The 21,929-nt window shown below is 71.8% G+C and carries 20 protein-coding genes and 2 pseudogenes; 2 read left to right on the top strand and 20 right to left on the bottom strand.

Translation table 11 applies throughout. The features are described 5' to 3' along the window. Positions 1-5: 5 nt before the first annotated feature. The 15 genes and pseudogenes from ACWD3H_RS35790 to ACWD3H_RS35720 all read right to left on the bottom strand — a co-directional run bounded on the left by ACWD3H_RS35790 (position 6) and on the right by ACWD3H_RS35720 (position 14,505). Complete coding sequence (locus tag ACWD3H_RS35790) at positions 6-1,121, bottom strand: ATP-binding protein (RefSeq protein ID WP_355561858.1); 1,116 nt, start codon at positions 1,119-1,121, stop codon at positions 6-8. A 12-nt stretch (positions 1,122-1,133) separates the two neighbouring features. Beyond that, positions 1,134-2,501, bottom strand: coding sequence for a vWA domain-containing protein (locus ACWD3H_RS35785; RefSeq protein ID WP_451958156.1), 1,368 nt, complete (start codon positions 2,499-2,501; stop codon positions 1,134-1,136). Beyond that, on the bottom strand, positions 2,498-3,898 hold the full coding sequence (locus ACWD3H_RS35780; protein ID WP_355561853.1) for a hypothetical protein: 1,401 nt from the start codon (positions 3,896-3,898) through the stop codon (positions 2,498-2,500). The genes ACWD3H_RS35785 and ACWD3H_RS35780 overlap by 4 nt, the downstream gene beginning before the upstream one ends. After that, positions 3,898-4,404, bottom strand: a complete 507-nt coding sequence (locus ACWD3H_RS35775) for a hypothetical protein (RefSeq protein WP_451958155.1) — start codon at positions 4,402-4,404, stop codon at positions 3,898-3,900. Before ACWD3H_RS35775 ends, ACWD3H_RS35780 begins: the two co-directional genes overlap by 1 nt. 281 nt (positions 4,405-4,685) lie before the next feature. Continuing rightward, positions 4,686-5,333, bottom strand: a pseudogene (locus tag ACWD3H_RS35770) (RNA polymerase subunit sigma); the annotation flags it as partial. A gap of 84 nt (positions 5,334-5,417) precedes the next feature. Then, positions 5,418-6,674, bottom strand: a pseudogene (locus ACWD3H_RS35765) (RNA polymerase sigma factor); the annotation flags it as partial. A gap of 48 nt (positions 6,675-6,722) precedes the next feature. Beyond that, complete coding sequence (locus tag ACWD3H_RS35760; protein WP_451958154.1) at positions 6,723-7,061, bottom strand: YciI family protein; 339 nt, start codon at positions 7,059-7,061, stop codon at positions 6,723-6,725. 148 nt (positions 7,062-7,209) lie between these two features. Then, positions 7,210-8,778 (bottom strand): heavy metal translocating P-type ATPase, encoded by a 1,569-nt coding sequence (locus tag ACWD3H_RS35755; protein ID WP_451958153.1) that lies wholly within the window; start codon positions 8,776-8,778, stop codon positions 7,210-7,212. 31 nt (positions 8,779-8,809) lie between these two features. Further along, positions 8,810-8,935, bottom strand: coding sequence for a hypothetical protein (locus tag ACWD3H_RS35750; protein WP_355561840.1), 126 nt, complete (start codon positions 8,933-8,935; stop codon positions 8,810-8,812). Between the two features lie 183 nt (positions 8,936-9,118). Next, positions 9,119-9,883, bottom strand: a complete 765-nt coding sequence (locus tag ACWD3H_RS35745; RefSeq protein ID WP_451958152.1) for a sulfite exporter TauE/SafE family protein — start codon at positions 9,881-9,883, stop codon at positions 9,119-9,121. Beyond that, entirely contained in the window at positions 9,880-10,482 is a 603-nt protein-coding gene (locus tag ACWD3H_RS35740) for a rhodanese-like domain-containing protein (RefSeq protein ID WP_451958151.1), read from the bottom strand. Before ACWD3H_RS35740 ends, ACWD3H_RS35745 begins: the two co-directional genes overlap by 4 nt. Then, positions 10,479-11,876, bottom strand: coding sequence for an MBL fold metallo-hydrolase (locus ACWD3H_RS35735; RefSeq protein ID WP_451958150.1), 1,398 nt, complete (start codon positions 11,874-11,876; stop codon positions 10,479-10,481). Before ACWD3H_RS35735 ends, ACWD3H_RS35740 begins: the two co-directional genes overlap by 4 nt. Before the next feature lie 266 nt (positions 11,877-12,142). Continuing rightward, positions 12,143-12,412 carry a metal-sensitive transcriptional regulator gene (locus ACWD3H_RS35730; RefSeq protein ID WP_030914234.1) on the bottom strand — a complete coding sequence of 90 codons (270 nt, stop codon included), beginning with the start codon at positions 12,410-12,412 and terminating at the stop codon, positions 12,143-12,145. A gap of 60 nt (positions 12,413-12,472) precedes the next feature. Continuing rightward, the gene (locus tag ACWD3H_RS35725; protein WP_355569708.1) at positions 12,473-13,792 is read right to left on the bottom strand and encodes a phosphoribosyltransferase; all 1,320 of its coding nucleotides are present in this window, start codon (positions 13,790-13,792) and stop codon (positions 12,473-12,475) included. A gap of 332 nt (positions 13,793-14,124) precedes the next feature. Further along, positions 14,125-14,505, bottom strand: coding sequence for a hypothetical protein (locus tag ACWD3H_RS35720; protein WP_451958149.1), 381 nt, complete (start codon positions 14,503-14,505; stop codon positions 14,125-14,127). 200 nt (positions 14,506-14,705) lie between these two features. On the opposite strand from ACWD3H_RS35720, the gene ACWD3H_RS35715 reads away from it, so the two are divergent. Beyond that, positions 14,706-15,137: a pyridoxamine 5'-phosphate oxidase family protein gene (locus tag ACWD3H_RS35715; protein ID WP_350926016.1), complete on the top strand. Its 432-nt coding sequence runs from the start codon at positions 14,706-14,708 to the stop codon at positions 15,135-15,137. A 4-nt stretch (positions 15,138-15,141) separates the two neighbouring features. Beyond that, positions 15,142-15,315, top strand: a complete 174-nt coding sequence (locus ACWD3H_RS35710) for a hypothetical protein (protein WP_355569717.1) — start codon at positions 15,142-15,144, stop codon at positions 15,313-15,315. 119 nt (positions 15,316-15,434) lie between these two features. On the opposite strand, the gene ACWD3H_RS35705 is transcribed toward ACWD3H_RS35710, so the two are convergent. The 5 genes from ACWD3H_RS35705 to ACWD3H_RS35685 form a co-directional block, all read right to left on the bottom strand. Then, positions 15,435-17,039: a fatty acyl-CoA synthetase gene (locus tag ACWD3H_RS35705; RefSeq protein ID WP_451958148.1), complete on the bottom strand. Its 1,605-nt coding sequence runs from the start codon at positions 17,037-17,039 to the stop codon at positions 15,435-15,437. 299 nt (positions 17,040-17,338) lie between these two features. Then, a complete protein-coding gene (locus ACWD3H_RS35700; protein ID WP_451958147.1) occupies positions 17,339-19,036 on the bottom strand; it encodes a GAF domain-containing protein in 1,698 nt (565 codons plus the stop codon). Between the two features lie 70 nt (positions 19,037-19,106). Continuing rightward, entirely contained in the window at positions 19,107-19,661 is a 555-nt protein-coding gene (locus ACWD3H_RS35695; RefSeq protein ID WP_451958146.1) for a hypothetical protein, read from the bottom strand. A gap of 185 nt (positions 19,662-19,846) precedes the next feature. Next, positions 19,847-20,698, bottom strand: a complete 852-nt coding sequence (locus ACWD3H_RS35690; RefSeq protein ID WP_355559485.1) for a universal stress protein — start codon at positions 20,696-20,698, stop codon at positions 19,847-19,849. Positions 20,699-20,880: 182 nt separating this feature from the next. Beyond that, positions 20,881-21,918 carry a zinc-dependent alcohol dehydrogenase family protein gene (locus tag ACWD3H_RS35685; protein ID WP_451958145.1) on the bottom strand — a complete coding sequence of 346 codons (1,038 nt, stop codon included), beginning with the start codon at positions 21,916-21,918 and terminating at the stop codon, positions 20,881-20,883. Positions 21,919-21,929 lie beyond the last annotated feature (11 nt).

Here is a 21,929-nt window from a genome sequence, read left to right as displayed (position 1 = left end):
GGAGGTCACGACAGCGTGGAGATCGCCTGGCGACCGCCTTCGAGGAAGTCCGTCCACTCCCCGCCCTCCTTCTTGCTGCGCGGCTCGACGACCCCGTGCCAGTACTTGTTCAGGATGGCCAGGTCCTCGGGAGCGCGCCTGGCCAGCGAGCCCACCAGGGCACCGCCCAGCGTCTGGGCGCGCAGGGTGCGGTCACCGAAGAAGTTGCCGTGCAGGATGGCGTCCTCCAGCACGCCGATCTGCTCGGCGGTCGACAGCGCCGACTCCAGCTTCTCGTCCTCGCTGGTGGCCGAGGCCGCCGCGGCGCGCAGGTCGGCGAAGCTCTGCAGCAGAATGTCCAGCAGCGTGGGCGGCAGGTCCAGCTCGATGCGGTGGCGGCGCAGCAGCTCGGTGGTGCGGAAGCGGACGATCTCCGCCTCGCTGGCCTTGCTCGTCACGACCGGGATCCTGACGAAGTTGAACCGCCGCTTCAGAGCCGAGGACAGGTCGTTCACTCCCCGGTCACGGCTGTTGGCCGTGGCGATGACGGAGAACCCGGGCTTGGCGAACACGATGTTGTCGGTGTCGAGCTCGGGGATGGAGATGTACTTCTCCGACAGGATCGAGATCAGGGCGTCCTGCACGTCGCTGGTCGAGCGGGTCAGCTCCTCGAAACGGCCGATCACCCCCCGCTCCATCGCCGTCATGATCGGCGAGGGGATCATCGACTCGCGGGACTGCCCCTTGGCGATCACCATGGAGACGTTCCAGGAGTACTTGATGTGGTCCTCGGTGGTGCCCGCCGTGCCCTGGACGCCCAGGGTGGAGTTGCGGCAGATGGCGGCGGCGAGCAACTCGGCCAGCCAGCTCTTGCCGGTGCCGGGGTCGCCGATGAGCAGCAGCCCGCGGTCGGAGGCCAGCGTCACGATGCTGCGCTCGACGAGACTCCGCTCACCGAACCACTTCTGCGAGATCTCCCGCTCCAGCCCGTCGGAGCGCTCGGAACCGAGCACGAACAGTCGCACCATGCGGGGGCTGAGCCGCCAGGAGAACGGCTTGGGGCCGTCGTCGACCGACTCCAGCCAGTCCAGCTCCTCGGCGTACTTCACCTCGGCGGGCGCGCGCAACATCTCATTGGTCATCGGTAGGGGCTCCTAGGTGAGAAAGTTCTTCAGCTCGAACACGAGTTTGCGGATGTGGCCGGAGATCACCGGCGTGCCCAGGTCCTTGAGCCGCTGGCGGAACCATGGATTGACGCTCTGCTGGCCGCCGCTGCTCACCGAACCCACCGGGATGAGCCGGACGCCGGAGCGGTGCAGCGCCTCCAGTCCGGCGAAGACGGCCTCGCACTGCCATTCATAGAAATCCGAGATCCACACGACCACGGTGTTGCGCGGGTCGGAGACCTTCGGCTGGGCCAGGGTCAGGGCGGCCGTGCCGTCGGTGCCGCCACCCAGCTGGGTCCGGAGCAGCACCTCGAACGGATCGTTCACCCACGGGGTGAGGTCGAGCGCGCGAGTGTCGTAGGCGATCAGATGCACGTCCACCTTGGGCAGCCCCGCGAAGATCGACGCCAGGATGGTGCAGTTGACCATCGCGTCGACCATCGATCCCGACTGGTCGACGACCACGATCATCCGGGCCGGCGTGGTGCGCCTGGCGGTGCGCCGGTAGTAGAGCTGGTCGACGTAGAGCCGCTGGTCCTCGGGGTTCCAGTTGACGAGGTTCTTCCAGATCGTGCGCTCGACGTCGAGGTTGCGAAAGACCCGCTTGGGCGGCACCGAGCGGTCGATGGCGCCCACGCTGGTCTTCTCGACCTGCGTGCGCAGCACCTCGGCGACCTCGTCGACGAACCTGCGGATCAGCGCCTTGGCGTTGGCCAGCGCCACCCCCGACAGGTTGGCCTTGTCACGCAGCAACTGCTCGATGAGCGACATGCTCGGTGTGAGCTGCCCGGCCAGCACCGGGTCGGCCAGAACCTCACGCAACCGCATGCGGCTGACCAGGTCGGCCTCCAGGCCGGCCAGCGCCGAGGCCAGCTCGCGGTCACTCACACCGCCACCCGCACCACCACCCGCACCGCCCGCCTGGCGGCCGTCCTCACAGCCCAGGGCCTGCCTGAACCAGCCGGCGTCCTGCTGCCAGGCCGCGAGCCGGGTCGCGGTGACCTCACCCGCCCCGGTGGCGAAGACGTTGAGCAGCAGCTTCGACACCAGAGCCGCCCTGCGCACCTCCTGGCCTGCCTCCCGCTCCCCCGGTTGCTCCCCCGGTTGCTCCCCCAGGGCGAGCAGGTCCCGGAACTCCGCGGCCAGCTCGGGAAAACGCTGCACCAGGGTGTCCACAGACACCGAGGGGTCGAGCAACGCCGCGGGCAGTCCGAGATCGTCGACGATGGCCACGCCCGCGCTCTCCAGCGCGGGCTGCTCGTCGTTGTCGAAGAGGCGGGCGAGCAGCCGCCAGTAGAGCACCTGACGCCGGTTCTGCTCGGCGCTCGCCGTGATGTTCTCGCTGTGCCGGCTCATCGTCTCAGCAACCGTCCGGCTCGTTCGCGCAGCACCGCGACCGCGTCCCCCGCCCTGGCCTCGGCCTTGACCACCTTGGGGTCGGTGGGCCCCAGGGCCCAGTCGCCGCTGTGCGCCTCGACCGTCTCGCGCTTGACCTTGGCTCGCACCGCGAGCGGCTGCAGCAGCCAGCGGCCGCCGTCCCAGCGCATCAGCCCGATGCACTCCGAGGATCCGGCCACCAGCTTCGGCGTGAGCGGGCCGCAGGCGGGCAGTCCATCGGTGTCGACGGCGAGCACGGCGCCGCCCAGGTCGAACGAGCCGTCACGGGTGACCTGGTAGTCCGCCACCAGCACCGGCTCGGCGATGAGCACCGGGTGGCGGTCCAGGGGCGGCGCGGCCGGCGCGAGCGCCCCGGCGAGGGAGACCCTGGCCACCGCGAAGGCGTCGACCGGCTCACCGGCCCGCGCCCGATCGTCATCCCACACCAGGTCACCACTGGCCAGCACGGGCACATCGGTGATCTCCAGGCTGCGCCGTTCGGCAAGCGCGCCCAGCAGCCGGGGATGGCGGTGCGGCAGCTTCCAGACGGCGGGGCCGACGATGGTGTCCACCTTGGCGGCGGCCACGCTGGTGCGCACCAGCCGGGCCCGGCCGCCGCCGGCGGGCTCCAGCACGCCGTGCACCTGCATCTGTACGGCGGTGGCGTGCTCGTGCACGTCGACACCGAGGATCAGCAGCCGCCCCGACAGGCGCTCGGCTGCGACGCGCTCGCCGCTCTGGCCGCCCGCCCTGGCCAGCAGCAGGGCCCGGGTCCACAGATCGGCCCAGCGCCGTACGGGCAGACGCTCCATCGTGCCGATCGGGCAGCAGGCGCGCAGCTCGGCCGCCAGGCCGTCGAGCAGCACCGCCGGCCTGCGTTGCTCCGGCACGGCCAGTAGCGCCTCGATGGTCTGGTCCGAGGCCGAGACGAGGTCGTGGTCGACGCCGCGCCAGCCGGTGATGGCCAGCTCGCACAGCCAGGACCGGGCGGCGGCGAGCAGGTTGCCCGCGCCGTCCGCCTCGGGCTCCGGCGCTGCCTGCCACGGGGCGCGTTCGCGCCCCAGGGCCGCGTCCAGTTCGGCCAGCAGAGCGTCGTGCACGGCGCCCAGCAGCGCGGTCCGGCCGCCTGCCAGCATCGTCAGATGCTCCTCGGCGATCGAGCCGGAGACGACCTTGGCAGCGGCCTCCGCCGCCCCCTCGCCGATCGGGGTGAGCGCGAAGGCGCCGGCCAGAGCGGTCAGCGCCGCGGCGTGCTGTTCGGAGAGCCGGGCCAGCCCGTGCACCAGGGCCTCGTCGAAGCCGGTCACCAGCTCCAGCGCCTCCCCGAGGCCCGCCGGCTCGCCGCCCCGCAGCCGGGTCAGCTGTGTGGCGAGCATCAGCGCACCACCCCCGTGGCCGGGAACCAGTGAAGCTCGGGGATCGGCGTGGTGGTGTCGGGCAGCTCCAGGTAGGCCAGGTGGCGCAGGAAACGGCTGAACACGGTGGCCGCGGGAGCGGGACCAAGGCCGCCGCGCAGGCAGTCGATCAGGTCGGCCCCCTCGGAGACCTCGGCCCGCAGGTAACGGGCCACCCGGTCGAGGCCGTACTGCAGCACGGCCTCGGCGGTCAGCGCCCGCAGGTGCTTGCACGGGTGGGAACCGGACAGGCCACCGCACGGACGGTTGTTGTTGGTACTGCAGCTGTAGGTGTGGGTGGCCGCGGTGACGGAGGAGACGTAGACGCGGCCGATGTCCGAGCCGCTCGACACGACGCCCTGCAGCCGGCCGTCCGCCAGCTCGACGAAGGGAACCTTCGCCAGCTTGCGAGGCCGGACCGGTGGCACCACCGGCACCCTGCCGCACTGCTCCCACACGGCCGTGTCGGCCGGTAAACAGTCGATCATGAACCGGGAAACTATCTCACCGCTCCGACAGAAATCCCGCGAAGGAACCACATTCGCGGCAGGCCATCCGACGCCCTGGCGGACCGGCGCGAATGGTGGTCGTCATCGAGACGCTGCGGGGGGCTGCTGTTCGGCACCCCGATCGGGAGACTCTCAATGGCCGGCAGGAGCGGGCGGTGCGCTCTACCTGATCGCTCTCCCGGTCGCCGCCTTCACGATCACCTCACCGGAGCAGCGGCATCCCTGATCGGGCGCATGGTGCCGAAGCGCGCCGAAACGGTTCATCTGCTCCGCAGTTGATGGAGGGTGTGGCCGGTGGCCTGCTTGAACAGATATTCGGCCCGTTCGTAGGAGAGCCTGCGGCGGCCGGTCTCGGGGCACAGGTCGCCGGGGGCGGGCCGACGGCCGGGGCCGGGCCTGCGCTCGGACAGGAACAGCGGGCCGCGACGACGGCCCGCGATGAGCTGGGGGATGAGCTCGGCGGTGCCCGACCGCCAGTGAATCCAGCGGGACCCCGGCGCCCTGCCGCGCATCCCCGCCAGGTCGAGGTCCTCGACGTTGAGCGCGAGCACCGAGCCGATCCCGGCCGCGCTCTCGTGGAGCATCAGCCACAGGGCGCGCTCGCGCGGGGCGAGGTCCTGCCGCTCCCACAGCGCCTCGACGCGTGGCGGCTCCATGGGGCGGGTGCGCGACCGGGGCTCGGGCCGGCGACCGATCCCGGCGGCCAGGCCTTCGCTCAGCCGGCCCCGGTCCGCGGCCCAGGCGGAGAAGGATCGGACGGCACCTCGGTGCCTGTTCCACGTCGCGGCGGCGGCGCTCTCCCAGGCGGTGGCGAAGATCTCGGCGACCTGTCCGGCGGTCACGTCCCGCAACGGGATGTCGTCGCCGAGATCGCGACGGAGCCGGCTCATGGTCTGGCGGTAGGAACGGAGGCTCGCGGCGTCCAGGTCCTCACGGGCGAGGAAGGCATCCGCGGCCTCGGCCAGGGTGACCGCGCTCCCCGGCGTGGCGGCGTCCGCGCAGGCCACGGCGCGTTCCAGCAGTATCGTGCGTTCGGGCACGTTGAGAGTGAGCGCCGCGGCCCGTTCGAACTCCCGCCGGGCCTCCTCGTGGCGACCGAGCCTGACCAGCAGGTCGCCGCGCACGCTGGGCACCCGGTGGTAGCCCTTGAGCGCCGGCTCGGCCACCAGGGTGTCGACGAGCGCCAGCCCCGCCTCGGGACCGTACGCCATGGCCAGCGCGACCGCCCGGTTGAGCTGCACGACCGGGGTGGGCAGCGCCCGGACGAGCGTTTCGTAGAGGGCGGCGATCTGCGCCCAGTCGGTCTCCTCCGCCGTACGGGCCCGCGCGTGACAGACCGCGATGGCGGCCTGCAGCACGTACGGGCCGAGAGGTCCGCCGGATTGCCTGGCACGCAGCAGTGCCGCGAAGCCGCGGCGGATGAGGAGCTGGTCCCAGCGTCCGCGGTTCTGCTCGTGCAGCGCGACGGGCTCCCCCGACGGCCCCGTCCTGGCCGCCAGCCGGGACGCCTGGAGCTCCATCAGTGCGACCAGTCCGTGTACCTCGGCCTCGCCGGGCGCGAGCCCGGCCAGCAGACGGCCCAGGCGCAGCGCCTCCTGGCAGAGGTCCTGGCGCGTCCAGCCGTCGCCGGCGCTCGCCGCGTACCCCTCGTTGAACACCAGGTAGATGACCTCGAGGACCGACGACAGGCGCGCGGCCCGGTCCGGCCCCGTGGGGACCTCGAAGGGGACCCCGAGTTCGGCGAGGGTGCGTTTGGCCCGGACGACGCGCTGCGCGACGGTCGGCTCGGAGACGAGAAAGGCCCTCGCGATCTCGTCGGTGCGCAGGCCGCCGAGCAACCGCAACGTCAACGCCACCCGGGACTCGGCGGACAGCGCCGGGTGGCAGGAGACGAACATCAGGCGCAGGACGTCATCGCCCACCTCGTCGTCGAGTGCCGCGTCGGTCTCGGCCTCGGTGCCGTCCGGCCGGGTGGCGAGCTCGTGGGCGAGCTGCTCGTGCCCGCGCTCGAGCCGCTCGCCGCGCCGCAGGTGGTCGATGGCGCGACGTTTGGCGACGGCCATGAGCCAGGCACCCGGATTATCCGGAACGCCTGAGTCAGGCCACCGTTCGAGGGCGGCGAGGAGCGCGTCCTGCGCGAGTTCCTCGGCCAGTCCCACGTCGCCCAGCATCCGGACGAGCCCGGCGATGATCCTCGCCGACTCCATCTTCCAGACCTCGTCGACCGCACGATGGGCGTCCCGGGGCATCACGGGCTCGATCACAGCACCCGCCGGGCCGGGTACGCAAGCGCCCGATCAGTCCTGCGGGCCGAAGACCTGCTGGATGGTGCCCTCCCCCTCGCCGATGATCTTCCAGAAGCGCCGGGAGAGCTCGATGGCCTCCTGCTGTGAGCGCGCCTCGATGAGCGCGAAGCTGACGATGGCCTCCTTCGTCTCGGTGAACGGCCCGTCGGTGACGGTCATCTCGCCACCGGAGGCCGAGACGCGGATGCCGGCCGGGTCCAGGCCACCGGTCGCCAGCAGCACCCCCGCCCGGGTCATCTCCTCGACGAACGCGGCCATCTCCGCGTGGACCGCCTCGCTCGGGGGTGCCGCGTCGCCGCCCTTGGTGGTCATCAGGAATCGCATCGTCATATCTCCTTCGGGTTATCAGAGAACCGATCCTCGCCGGTTTCCAGCTGTGCGTCGATCGGGGCCGGTGAAAATCGACACGCCTCGTCTGACCAGGGCGGCTATCGGATGTGACAGGGAATGCGCACCGTTCACGCCTTCGCAAGCCGGGTCACGCCGACGAACCGGCGGCCAGGGAGAAGTAGGCCTCCTCCTCCTGGTCGAAGTGGAGGATCAGGACGGCGTACAGGCCGTAGAGGCAGGCGCGCAGGTCGTCGAGCTGCTCCGGGCGTGGCCCGCCGGCCTCGATGAGGGCGAGGTGACTTCCCAGGCGTCGTACCACGCCCACGCTCTCGGCGACCTCGGCCCGGTCTCCGGTGAGCATGACCACCCGCTCGATGCCCGCGGCGCGCAGCCGCCGCAGCGTCCGCGCGGCGTCGGCCCGGATGGCATCGCGGAGCAGGATCACCCCGGCCGCCCGGCCGTCCAGCGTCACCCAGACGGTCATGGCCCCGTCCAGCGCGGCCCGCGCCCGCTGGATCCGTTCCCAGTCCGAAGGCGAGGAGGTCGTCGCCTTGCCGACCTCTATCCGGTGCCCGTCCACCACCCCCGTGGTGCCGGTGCCCGGCCTCTCCTGGATCTCGGCCGGTTGCGGCAGCTCGGCACCGCGCGCGCGGGCCGCGTCGACGATCGCGGCGGCGAGCACGTGCGACGACATCTGATCCACCGCGGCGGCCAGGCGCAGCACGTCGTCGGTACGGACGCCGGGCGCGGCCACGACGTCGATCACCTGGGGCCGGCCCGCGGTCAGCGTCCCGGTCTTGTCCAGGATGAGCGTGCGTGCCTGGCCCAGCCGCTCCAGTGCTCCACCGCCCTTGACCACCACGCCGTGCCGTGCCGTGCGCGACAGCCCGGAGGCGATGGCCGCGGGTGCGGCGAGCAGCAGCGGGCAGGGGGTGGCGACGACCAGTACCGCGACGGCCCGTACCGGCTGGCCGGACAGCAGCCAGGCGGCCGCCGCCAGCAGCAGGGTGACCGGCAGGAACCAGGAGGCGAACCGGTCGGCGAGCCGTACGACGGGGGCGCTGTCGGTCTCTGTCTGCCGCGCCAGCCGCACCACTCCCGCATAGGCGCTGTCGGCCGCGGTCCGGGTGGCCCGCATATCGAAGGCGGCACCGGCGTTCACCACGCCGCTGCGCACCCCCTCCCCCGCGGCGTACTCCACCGGTACCGACTCCCCCGTCAGCGCCGACTCGTCCAGCAGCGCGAGATCGCCCACCACCGCGCCGTCGACGGGGACCATCTCCCCGCTGGGGACCAGCAGCAGGTCGCCCGGGCGAACCTGCTCGACCGGCACGAGGTCCGGCACCCCGTTCTCGTAGCGCCGGGCCGAGTGCGGTGCCCGTTCGTACAGGGCGGTCAGGTCGTGGCGGGCCCGGCGCAGGGCGTGCTCCTCCAGTGCCCGCCCGGTGGCGAGCATCACGCCGATCAGGGCACCGGCGAGGTACTCCCCCACGGCGAGCGCTCCGGCCAGGGCTAGGACGGCGATGGCGTCCACCCCCATCCGGCCGCTCCGCAGCGCCGACACCACCCATCCCGCCGCGGGCACCAGCGACACGCCGGTGACCACTGCCCACACGATGTCGGCGACCGCCTCCGCGCCGGTCAGGCGGAGCGCGAGACCGGCCAGCAGTCCGGCCATGGTGCCCACAAGAAGGGCGATGGCCGACAAACGTCCCATTTTCCCAGCCTCCTGGCGAGCCGTACCGGGATCAGGACCTTCGTCCGGTGGACAAGGCGACGATCACGATCGGCGCGGCCACGTGCCCGGCCAGGGCCAGGGAGACCGATCCGACCGCGTGGCGGCGTTCCCCGCAGCGGACCAACGCCCCCCTCACCAGGGACTTCCGTCCCCTGTCGCGGGCCGTTGCCCGCGGAATGGGTATCGTTGGTCACAGCAGACCGTGCCGTCTCCCCGGCCCGGCTGGGAAGATCGAGAGGTCTTCCTGGACCGGCGTCCTCATCGTATGACGACCCCCCTCAGGTATGGATTTCCGTACCGTCAGCGTGTTGCCAAGGAATCAGTCGAGCGCTCCCCGGGCCAGGACGAAGGCGGCCACGACGAGGACGAGGTAGGCGAACCAGCGGCGCAGGCGCTCGGCGTCCAGGTGACGGCCCAGGCGGGCGGCGGCCAGCGACCCGATCACCGCGGCCACCGTGAAGGCGCCGATGACCGTGCGGTCCAGGTCGGCGCCATCGGCGTGGGCGACGAACCCCGCCGCCGAGTTGACCACCACGATGAGCAGCGAGGTGCCGACCGCGGCCGTCATCGGCAATCCCAGCGCCAGCACCAGGGCCGGGATGATGAGGAACCCGCCGCCGACGCCGAACAGGCCGGTCAGCGCGCCCACGGCCGCGCCGGCGGCGACGGACCTGGGCAGGCAGCTGCGCCAGTTCACCCCGCCGCCGGGCAGCGCGCAGGCCCCGCCGGCCGGGGCGTCGCCGGCCAGCATCCGCCAGGCGGCCACCACCATGAGCGCGGCGAACCCGATCAGGATCGCCTGCGGGGGCAGCATCCTGTTGATCGCGGCGCCCCCGAACGCGGCCAGGGCCCCGGCGCCGCCGAACGCCACGGCAATGCGCCAGCGCACCTGTCCCGCCCGGATGCGAGGCAGCACGGCGGTGGCCGAGGAGACGCCCACCACCAGCAGCGAGGCCGGCACCGCCGAGGCCGGCGGCAGGCCCACCCCGTACACCAGGGCGGGCAGCGCCAGGATCGATCCGCCGCCGCCCAGCAACCCAAGCAGGATGCCGATCAGCGCGCCCAGGCCGAGCGCCGCCGTCAAGAGGTCGCCTCCCGTTGCGCCAATTGGCCCAGCACCGCCTCCAGGCCGGGCCGGCGGGGGCCCCGGTTGTAGGGGAGCCTGGCCAGCAGCATGCCCATCGCGCAGGTGTTGGAGAGCGCGGCGAAGGTCAGCCCGCCACCGATCGCGGCGGCGAGCCATTTGGCCGGTGGGAACAGCGTGCTGGCCAGGATCGAGGTCAGCACGAGGGATCCGGCCACCAGGCGCACCTGGCGTTCCAGCTCCCAGCGGGCCCGGCCGGTGCGGAGCGGCGCGCCGGCCCCCTGCCAGGCGAGGATGCCCCCTTCCAGGAGGCGCGGGGCCGCCTGTCCGGCTCCGGACAGGGCCGCCGCGGCCTGCGCGGCGCGCTGCCCGGAGCGGCAGACGAGCACCACCTGCTCCCACCGGGGGCCGTCGAGGTGGGCGCGCAGCCGTTCACGGTGCTCGCGCAGCAGATCCAGCGGCACGTTGACCGAGCCGGGGATGTGGGCGGTCTCGAACTCACCGGGGGTGCGCACGTCGATCAGCCGGGGCGCCTGCCCGGAGTCCATCAGCCGGCGCAGGGCGGCCGTATCCAGCGTGGCGGGTGTGTCGCCGGTCATGAGGTCTCCTCGATGCTCAGGCCGCTTTCGGCCGCCTGGGAGTAGTCGTCGTCGATGTGCACGACCCGGCGGCCGGCACGGGCCAGCAGGCTGCTCGCGGCGGCGGCCCGGTAGCCGGAGCCGCAGTGCACCCACACCGTCCCGTCCGGGATCTCGGCCAGGCGGTGCGGTAGTTCGGGCAGCGGAAGGTGCGTCGCGCCGTCGATGTGCCCGGCGCGCCATTCGTTGCGCAGCCGTACGTCCAGCACGACGTCGGGGGCGGGCAGATCGCGCACGTTACGGCCGTCGCGCACGGCGGCCAGTTCGGCGAACGTGGCGACGGTCAGCTCACCCAGCCTGGCGCCGTCGCCACCGGCCCACTGCTCGGGGGTACCGGTCGCGGCGGCGGCCGGACGGTCGATGCCGATGCGCGCCAGCTCGCGCTGGGCGGCGGCCACCTGCTCCGCCGATTCGCCCAGCAGCGTGATGGGCGCCCCCCAGGGGGCCATCCAGCCCAGCCAGGTCGACATCGGGCCGTCCAGGCCGAAGCTCAGCGTTCCGGCCAGGTGCCGCTGGGTGAACGCCTTGCGCGAGCGCAGGTCCACCACCCATTCACCGGCGTCGATACGCGCGCGCAGCCCGGCGGCGTCGGCCCGCCTCGCCGGGGTCAGGTCGACCAGCTCCGCACCGGCGGTGTTCCTGGCGCCCATGTGGGCGTAGTAGGCGGGGTAGGCGTCCAGCCCGGCGAGGGTCTGGGTGACGAAGTCGTCGGCCTCCAGCCGCAGCGCCGGGTTGGCGCCACGCTCGCGTCCTATCGTCGAGGATGAGGCGTCGGTCTGGGTGGCCGAGCAAAAGCTGCCGAACCCGTGGGTGGGCCAGACCTGCGTACCGTCGGGCAGCAGGTCGGCCAGCCGTCGCACCGAGGCGTGCTGGTGCTGGGCCAGGACGTGGGCGTGCCGGGCGCCGAGCAGGTCCGTGCGGCCGGTGGTGCCGAACAGCAGCGACCCTCCGGTGAACACTCCCGTCGGCCCGCCGGGACCGCCGAGCACGTAGGACAGGTGGTGGAAGGTGTGCCCGGGGGTGGCCACCGCGGAAAGGCGCATCGACGGTGACAGCGCCATCTCGTCGCCGTCGCTCACCGGCACCCGGTCGAAGGCGACCTCGTCGGCCGCCGCCACCAGGTAGGCCGCGCCCGTCAGCCTGGCCAGGGCCGGCCCGCCGGAGACGTAGTCGTTGTGCAGGTGGGTCTCGGCCACGTGGGTGACGCGCACGCCCAGCCGGCCGGCCAGGGCCAGGATCCGGTCGATGTCCCGTTGCGGGTCGACCACCAGCGCCACCCGCCCGTCGTGGGCCAGGTAGCTGCGGTCCCCCAGCGAGGAGGTCTCCACCACCACTGTCTCGATCGTCGTCATCATCGCCTCTCACTTCGTCGTTGTTGTCTTCGCCGGGTTGTTGTCTTCGCCGGCAGGTGAGGACCGGCCGGGCCCGGGTTTCAGGCCGGTCGGCGAGCTCCCGCCGGATGTGTGTCCGGCGTCGCCGCGGCGGCCCGCCCGGGGCCGCGTCACGGAGGGCGTTCACACCACTTCGGTGCGAATATACCCAGGGGGGTATCCTCCGGACAGAAAAATGGCACGCCTCCCGTCACGCCCCGCCCACCGCGCGACGGGCGGGGCGTGACGGGTCACGACAGAGCCAGGAACAGTTTCTCCAGCCGCTCCTGGCTGATCGGCGGCTGCTCGCCGCGCTCGCGCGCCATCTGGCACTGCTGCATGCCCGTCGATATGATCTTGAATCCGGCCCGGTCCAGCGCCTTGGAGACCGCCGCCAGCTGGGTCAGCACCCGCTCGCAGTCGTCCCCGTTCTCGATCATCGCGATCACTCCGCCCAGCTGCCCCTGGGCCCGCTTGAGTCGTGTCAGCGCGTCCGACAGGACCGTCGCGTCCATCTCCATCCCGCCTCACCTCCGCCCTCAATATACCCCCGGGGGTACATGGGCGCGGTGTGAAAGACCTCACGCCGGCGGTCCGAAGTGACCGATGAACCAGTCGCGGGCGAGGGCGGCGACGCTTTCGAGTGCCCCTGGCTCTTCGAACAGGTGGGTGGCGCCGGGGACGATCTGGAGCAGGCTCTCGCAGCGCAACCGTTCCTGCGCGGCCCGGTTGAGGTCGAGCACCATCCCGTCGGCACCTCCCACGATCAGCAGGGTCGCCGCCCGCACCTCGGGCAGCCGCGGCCCGGCCAGATCGGGCCGCCCGCCCCTGGAGACGACGGCGGCGACCTCGCAGCCCGGCTCCGCCGCCGCCCACAGCGCGGCCGCCGCTCCGGTACTCGCTCCGAAGTAGCCGACAGGAAGGCCCGCCGCCCAAGGTTGATCGCCCAGCCAGCCGGTCACCCGGACGAGCCTTTCGGCCAGCAGCCCGATGTCGAACACGTTGCCTCTGTCGGCCCCCTCCTCCAGGGTGAGCAGGTCGAACAGGAGCGTCCCCAGACCGGCGCCGTTGAGCACGCCGGCCACGTACCGGTTACGCGGGCTGTGCCGGCTGCTACCGCTGCCGTGCACGAACACCACCACTCCCCCGGCACCGTCCGGGACGACGAGCTGACCGGGCAACCCGACCTGCCCGGCGTCCACCAGGACCTCCTCGTCGAGGCCCGGCGCATCGGAGGTCGCGCTCCCGTCGCGCTCCCCCGCCGCGGACGCGGCCCTTCGGAGCAGCTCGGCCACCTGCTCATCGGTGGTCTGGGAAAAATTGATGTACCAGACGCCGACCGCCAGAAGGCGTTCCGGTGTCCGCAGGCAGACCACCTCGTCGGCGACCTCGCGCAGGCTCGCGATCGTCTCCGGTGACCCCACCGGCACCGCCAGCACCACCCGTGAGGCGCCCCGCGCCCGGGCGACCTGGCAGGCGACACGCGCCGTCCCCCCGGTGGCGACCCCGTCGTCCACCACGATCGCCGTGCGGCCCGTCAGGTCCACCGGAGCGCGGTCGCCGCGCAGTTGGCGCGCGCGGCGCAGGACCTCGGCCCGCTCGTACTCCTCCACCTCGGTCGTCTCCGCGTAGGTGAGCTCCGTGAGCAGCACGATGTCGTGATTGATGACGCGGACCCCGCCCTCCCCCACGGCACCGAACCCGAGTTCCGGCTGGAACGGCACCCCGAGCTTGCGGACCACGATCACGTCCAGTGGCGCGTCAAGGGCCCGCGCCACCTCGAACGCCACCGGCACGCCGCCCCTGGGCAGACCCAGAACGACCACTTCTTCATCAGCACCGACAGACCCGCGTAACCGCTCGGCCAGCCGCAGGCCCGCATCCTGACGATCGGCGAACACCACGCCCCCCTTCCGACGCCCCGCGCACCTCCGCTCACCTGCGGAGCCTCGAGATCACGTCCGCGCCCGGCTTCGCCGGGCAACCGGCCGCTCATCGGTCGCCGCGGCCCTTCTCACAGCCGACGGCGAGACCTCACCCCCAACAGCCAATGTCAGCCGCCGGGGCATCCCGGCGCCAGGGCTGAAGGCCCCGGTTCGCAAGGGCGAAAGGTCCCGGTTCGGAGTCCCATATAGGAGAACAACCGGCCAGGCGGACCCATTTCACGAGTATCGGCCCGCTTCCCAACCGCTGTTGGAGCGCCGCTCCCCCGGGGATCCACGGGGATGAAGGCTCAGGACACGATGCCGCCCTCGCGCTCTTCGAGCACGCGGCCGTTCTCGTCCACGATCAGGTATTCGAGCTGGCGGCAGCCGATGCCCACCTCGTCACAGGCGGCGATCAGAGCCCTCAGGCGGGCCTCCGCCTCGGCGACCGTCGCCGTGAGGGTGCCGGACAGCAGATAATAGGGCTCCTGATCACGGGCGTTCGGGAGGTGAACCCCGGGCTGGGCGTAGATCGAGAGGATCTCGCTGTCGTAGTCGATCTCCCAGCCGAAGAAGTGGAGCGCGACGCGGACCGGGCCACCCGCCCAGACCTCCAGAACGCGCGCCACGGTCATGTGGTCGTCACCGTCCAGAACCCCGGCGTACTCGACGTACTCGATGTCGGCCATGGTCACGATTATCACACTAGGGAGAGACCGGCCAGATGGAACCGGGACGCCGGCGAGAGCTCGGGCGGCCTGGAGACGAGGGCGCCGGGACGGCAACGGCGCCGGACGCGCACCGCGGACCTCCCCGAAGGCCGAACACCGCCAATGACAGGACTTTAGCCCCTAACGTCCCCGGTACGCCGACGGGCAGCCTGGGAGGCATGAAGCTCGACTCGGCAGGCCTTGAAGTGCTTTCCCGGCCGGAGTGCCTCGAACTCCTGGGCTCGGTCTCGATCGGACGGATCGTGTTCACCGACCGTGCCCTTCCGGCCGTGCAGCCGGTCAACTTCGTCCTCGACGGCGAGACGGTGGTGATCCGCACCACCATCGGCTCCAAGCTCGCCGCGGCGGCCCGCGACGCGATCGTCGCCTTCGAGGCCGACGACTTCGATCCGTCGGCGCGCACCGGCTGGTCGGTCACCGCGGTGGGGCCCGCGCGAGCCGTGTACGAGTCGCGGGAGATCGAACGCCTGGCCCGGCTGCCCCTGACCACCTGGGCACCGGCAAGCCGGGACCACTACATCCTGGTGCAGACGGGCCACCTCACCGGCCGCCGCATCTCGCCCAGGCCCGTCGACGACCAAGCCCGGTGAGGCCGTGTTCGACCGGCGTCCGGTGACCGTCACCGACGAGATGGCGATCGTCCAGGGGAGCACCGCCTACCCGGACCCCACATACAGCGACCTGTGGGTGATCCGGCTTGACGCCGATGACCGCTGCCGCGAGTTCACCGGGTGCCGGATGGAACACCCCGCCCCCACGGCAGGGTGAACCGGCCGGGCGCGGCCGGTCTTCCGAGGTGGCGGGCGCGCACCCGGCCGCGCCGGCGAGCAGCGCCGTACGGGCGGCCGGGTGCGTGCCGCCCGTACGGCGGATGACGTCCCGGGGTCTCAGCGTCTGGCGCCCGCGTCGGCGATCCGGTCCGCGAGCTCACCGTGCCGCTCCCGGAGTTCACGCTTGAGGATCTTGCCGCTCGGGTTCTTCGGGAGCGCGTCGACGAACGCGAACGCCTTGGGAACCTTGAACGGCGCCAGCCGCTCACGGGCGTGCGCCCGCAGCTCCTCCTCGGTGACGGCCGCACCGGCCTTGGCCACCACGATCGCGACGACCGCCTCGATCCAGCTCGGATGCCTGACCCCGACGACCGCCACCTCGGCGACGGCGGGGTGTTCGTAGATCGTCTCTTCGACCTCGCGGCTGGCGACGTTCTCCCCGCCGGTCTTGATCATGTCCTTGATCCGGTCGACGACCGTGAGGTAGCCCTCCTCGTCCATGGTCCCCAGATCGCCGGAGTGGAACCAGCCGCCGCGGAACGCCTCGGCGGTCTTCTCCGGGTCGTCGAGGTATTCGAGGATGGCGTGCGGGCTTCGGTGGACGATCTCCCCGATCTCGCCGGCGGGCACGTCCCTGCCCTCGGCGTCCACGACACGGGTCTCCACGTTCAGGGCGGCCTGACCGGCGGATCCGGCCTTGCGGATCTGGTCCTCGGGCTGGAGCATGACGGCGACGGGCGCCATCTCCGTCTGGCCGTAGAAGTTCCACAGGCGCACGCCGGGCAGCCGCTCGCCGATCTCCCTGAGCACCTCCACGGGCATGATCGCCGCTCCGTAGTAGCCCTTGCGCAGCGAGGAGAGGTCGCGCCTGTCGAAGTCCGGGTGGCGCAGCAGGGCGATCCAGACCGTGGGCGGCGCGAAGAACTTGGTCACCCGGTGGCTCTCGATCGCGGCGAGCACCGTGGCCGGGTCGGGTCCGGGCAGGATGACGCTGGAGGCTCCGAGCTGGATGTCGGGCACCAGGAAGCAGTGCTGCTGCGCGCAGTGGAACAGCGGCATCGAGTGCAGTTCGACGTCGTCGCGGTCCATTCCGCCGTCGATGACGCAGCTGCCGTACTGGGCGATCAGCGCGGCATGGGACAGCACCGCGCCCTTGGGGCGCGACTCGGTGCCCGAGGTGTAGAGGATCTGGGCCGGGTCGTCCGGCGCGATGGGCACCGCGGGCTCGCGGGAGTCCCGGTGGTCCAGCAGGGCCGAGAACGGCTCCCAGGCTCCGGTCGCCTCGCCGTACACGATCCGTGTCCGCAGGCGGTCCGTCGCCTTGATCGCCTCTTCGGCGACCGGGAGGAGCTCATCCTGCGCGATCAGGGCGACGGCGGAGGAGTGGCCGACGACATATCCGACCTCCTCGCCCCTGAGCATGAAGTTGATCGGCACCAGTACGGCACCCGCCCGGGCGACGGCGAAGATCGTCTGGACGTACGCGACGCTGTTGCGCGAGAGCACCGCCACCCGGTCGCCGGGGCCCACCCCTCTTTCCAGGAGCGCGTTGGCGATCCTGCCGGCGTCCTCGTCGAGCTGGGCGTAGGTACGGCTGCTCACGCCGTCCGACACGGCGAGCCGGTGGGGATGACGCCGGGCGGACCGGCGAAGCAGGTCGGCCAGCGATTGACGGCGGGCGAGCGCGACATCCGCCCGCTCCGAGGCTCCGGCAAGAGACATGGGCTTCTCCAGAGTGTCTGCTACAGACAAAACTTCTGGTAAGCGTAGCGATATCCGCCCTTTCGCGGCGCGCAGAGGGCTTTGACCGGCGACTACCACCCGGCAGACTCTTCGATCAGCGGACGGTTCAGCGCAGGTTGAACAGTCGGGCGCCGGTCTGCTTGAGGCGGTTGCCCTCGGCGTCCCAGGCTTCGACCTTCAGGCTGACCGCGCCCTTGGTTCTGACCGGCCGCGGCGGCTTTCCCGCAGGCGCGAGCCGAAGGACCGCAGGACGGGGCCCAGGGCGCCGTGGCGCGCGACTAGAGCGGTACGCTCCAGGTCAGGCTGGTGCCCCCGGTCTCCGGCGAGACGATCTCGAAGGAGCCGCCGAGCAGGGCCGCCCGCTCCTGCAGGTTGCGCAGGCCGCTGCGCCTGCCGTCGCCGGCCAGCCCGACGCCGTCGTCCCGCACGACGAGGGTGAGCCGGTCGTCCAGCGCCTCGACGGAGACGTCGATCCGCCCGGCCCTGGCGTGCCGTACCGCGTTGGACAGGGCCTCGCGCAGCACCGCCAGCAGATGGTCGGCGACCTCGGGCGGCACGCGGTTGTCAAGCTGCCCGTCCATCCGCAGGCCGGGCATGAAGCCCAGATGACCACGGGCGCCTTCCACCATCTCGACGATGCGGGCGCGCAGGCTGGGGGCGCCGTCCCCGCTGGGCGTCTGAAGGGCGAAGATGGTGGAGCGGATCTGGCGGATGGTCTCGTCGAGCTCGTCGATGGCGCCCTTCAGGCGGCCGGAGGCCTCCGGTCTCTCGACCAGCCGGACCGTGCTCATCAGCGTCATGGCGACGGCGAACAGCCGCTGGATGACCACGTCGTGCAGATCCTTGGCGATGCGGTCGCGGTCTTCGAGCAGGCCCAGCCGTTCGGCGTCCTTGCGGCTCTCGGCCAGCTCCAGCGCCACCGCCGCCTGGGCGGCGAAGGCGTGCAGGGTACGCAGCTCCGACCGGACGAACGGGGTGCGGCCCGAGCGCTTGCCGAGTGACAGCACGCCGCGCGCGACACCCGCCGCACCCAGCGGGACGGCCCCCACCGGGCCCATCGGCAGATGATCGGAGAACACGCTCCGCAGTCCGGCCTCGTCCAGATCGTTGACCATGAGGGGCTCGCCACCGGCGAAGGCCCGTCCGGCCAGGGAGCCGGCGACCTGGATCTCCACCTGCTCCAGTTGCCCGGCGTTCTCGCCGTCGGCGATCGCCACCCGTAGCAGTTGCCCGCCCGCCTCCGGCAGCAGGATCGCCACGACGTCCGCGCCGGTCATCTGACGGGCGCGCCTGGCCATCAGGGTGAGGACCTCCTGGGGGTCCGCGCCGGACAGCAGGCTGGTGGTGATCTCCGAGGACGCGGCCAGCCACGTCTCCCTGCGGCGGGTCTCCTCGAACAGGCGGGCGTTCTCGATCGCCACACCGGCCGCGGTGGCCAGCGCGACGACGATCGCCTGGTCCTCCTCGTCGAACTCGCCGCCGCCGCGCTTCTCGGTGAGGTAGAGGTTGCCGAACACCTCGTCGCGCACCCGGACCGGCACCCCGAGGAAGGAGCCCATGGGGGGATGGCCCGGGGGAAAGCCGTAGGACTCGGGATGGTCGGAGATGCGCGTCAGGCGCAGCGGTCGCGGCTCCTTGATCAGCAAACCGAGCAGGCCGAGGCCGTGCGGCCAGTGCTCGACCCTGGCGATCTCCTCCTCGCTGAGCCCGACCGGGATGAACTGCACCAGCGTGTTCTCCTGGCCGACCACGCCCATCGCCCCGAAACCGGCGTCCACCAGCCTGGTCGCGGTCTCGACGATGCGGCGCAGCACCGTCTCCAGGTCGAGGTCGCTGCCGACCGCCACGACCGCCTCGAGCAGGGCGTGTACGCGGTCGCGGGTGGCGAGGACCGCTTCGAGCCGGAGCTGCAGCTCCGACAGCAGTTCATCCAGCCGCATGTTCGGAAGCAGGGGGTGGGAGTCGGTGTCTGCCATGTCCGGGAGTCTCGCACCAAGACGGCAAAACGCCCACCCCGATCACGGGGTGGGCGTCTCGGTGGCCCGGTTACCGCAGGACGGGGTAGTTCCGCACCAGGGAGGTGTTGCTCCACCACCTGCCGATGCCGAGGGTGTCACCGGCGCCCGCCATCGCCAGCCCGGCGAGCACGACGATGTAGACGATGTGGTCGTCCATGAACGGGTTGGTGGCCAGGGGCAGCTCGGCGGCCCACATCAGGATCAGCATCAGGCCCCCGGCGACGGCGGCGATCCGCATGCCGGCCCCCAGGATGAGGGCGACGCCGACCCCGAGCAGGCCGAGCATGAACAGCCAGTCGACCCAGGCCTGACCGGCCAGGCCGGAGAAGAGGCCGCCGAGGGCGTTCTCACCGGTGCCCTTGAGGAACCCGGTCGTGGGGCTGCCACCGGCGATCCAGGCGCGGTCGGCGGGGGTGGCGAACCCCCAGCCGAAGGTCTTGTCGAGGAACGCCCACAGGAAGATCCATCCGATCGAGATGCGCGCGATCGCCCAGACGTAGTCGACCGGACGCGTCGCCGCCGGAGAGGTGACGTTCGTGGCGGACTGCTTGGAGGGAACGTCCCGACCGTGCGTGGTGGCCATGACGGCCCCTTTCGGTAGTGTTTCGCGGTCTCTGTTGTGTCTTCATCACATCGTTTTCCGGGGCCGCCGCGCAGTGCCGTACGGCTCGCGCCCGGGCTGCGAAGGTCATCGCGTTCATGGGACCTTCGGCCTCTCGCCCTCGTCGAACCCTGGCAGGGTCCCGCCAGGACCCTGCCAGGACCCTGCTAAGACCTGACGACGGCGACGGAGCAGCGGGCGTGGTGCAGGACACCCCGGCTGACCGAGCCCAGGAACAGCGAGCCGAGGGCACCGCGGCCGTGGGAACCGACGACGAGCAGGTCGCAGGTGTCGGAGGCGTCACTGAGAGCCTCGACCGCGTGGGCGCGGCGCACGTCCTCGATCACCTTCACCTCGGGGTACCTCTCCCGCCACCCGGCGAGCCGGTCCGTCATGACCTTGTCATGGGCGGCGCGGAACTCGTCCATGTCATAGACGATCTCCGGGGCGTAGATGTGCACCGGCACCTGCCAGGCGTAGAGGGCGCGCAGGGTGCTGCCGCGCAGCCTGGCCTGCTCGAAGGCGTAGGCGAGGGCGGGCTCACAGGCGTCGGAGTCGTCGAGGCCGACCGTGATCTCGCCGTGTGCCCCGTCCCGGCCGGGACGGACGACGACGACCGGGCAGTGCACGTGACCGGCGACGTGGATGCTGACCGAGCCGATCACGGCTCCGGCGAACCCGCCGAGCCCCCTGGTGCCGACGACGACCTCCGTGGCGTCCTTGCCCTGCTCGCGCAGGACCAGCGACGGCGGTCCCTCGATCAGCGTGGTGGTCACCTCGATGCCGGGCTGCCGGGAGCGGGCCGTCTCCTCCGCGGCGGCCAGCACCTTCCGGGAGGACTCGGTCACCGCGTCCTCCCATTCGGGGGCGGGAAACTTGGGGATGTCGTTCGGCCAGCGCTGCACGGCGGTGACGATGCGCAGCGGCAGGCCCATCCGGGCGGCGTCGTCGGCCGCCCACTCGATGGCGGCGGTCGCGTTACCGGAGCCGTCGGCTCCAACAATGATCAGATTAGACATGGGTCCTCCTTATTCCCATCTGACCTTCGCCAAACCTGCCGCGCCCAGGGCCGGAAGTCCCTTCCGGCCCGCGTGACGGCAGGGCCTTTCGTCACCCGCGGCGGAACCGGACGGCGCTGTGGCGTCGAGGACACGCGACAGGAAACCCCGTCTCCCGGCGCCGGTGACGTCCGCCGAGCGGGTCAGCCGCGGGTGAGCACCACCTTGAGTGCCCCGGTCTCCTGCGGGTGGGAGAACACCTCGTAGGCCTTCTCCATGTCGTGCAGCGCGAAGCGGTGGGTGACGAACCGGCCGCCGTCCAGCAGGCCCGCCTCGAGCATGCTCAGCAGCGTCGGCGTGGAGTAGGTGTCGACCAGGCCGGTGGTGAAGGTGAGGTCGCGTGCCCACAACTCCTCAAGATGCAAGGTGACGGGCCTGCCGTGCACGCCGACGTTGGCGACGTGGCCACCCGGCCTGACCAGGCGGGCGCAGAGCTCGAAGGTTTCCGGCACGCCGACGGCCTCGATGGCGACGTCGGCGCCCAGGCCGGCGGTCAGCTCGGCCACCTCCTCGGCGGGATCACCGCCCGCGCCGATCACCACGTCGGCGCCGAAGCGGGTGGCCGCCTCCAGCCTGGCCTCGGCCAGGTCGACGGCGATGATGCGGCTGGGGCTGTAGAGCCGGGCGGTGGTGATCGCGGCCAGGCCGATCGGGCCCGCGCCCACGACGACCACCGTGTCGCCGGGGGCGACCCTGCCGTTGAGCACACCGACCTCGTAGGAGGTGGGCAGGATGTCGGCCAGCATGAGCACGGCCTCGTCGCCGATCCCCTCGGGCACGAGATGGGTCGAGGTGTCGGCGAAGGGAACGCGTACGAACTCGGCCTGCGTCCCGTCGATGTGGTGGCCCAGGATCCAGCCGCCGCCGCCCAGACACTGCCCGTAGGAGCCCGTACGGCAGTAGCGGCAGCGCCCGCACGCCGAGACGCACGAGACCAGGACGCGGTCGCCTGGCTTCAGCGCGACCCCGGCGCCGACCTCGGTGACCGTGCCGACCGCCTCGTGTCCCAGGATCCGGCCCGGCTCGACGGCCGGCACGTCCCCTTTGAGGATGTGCAGGTCGGTGCCGCAGATCGTCACCGCGTCGACGCGGACCACCGCGTCCGTGGGCGCCTGGATCTCCGGCTCGGGGACCTCCTGCCACGATCTCCTGCCGGGACCCCGATAGACCAGCGCTTTCATGATCCACCCCT

The organism is Streptosporangium sp. NPDC002607 (assembly GCF_053592655.1).
Note: the sequence above shows the minus strand (reverse complement) of the source record. Positions and strands in the feature narration are given on the sequence as shown.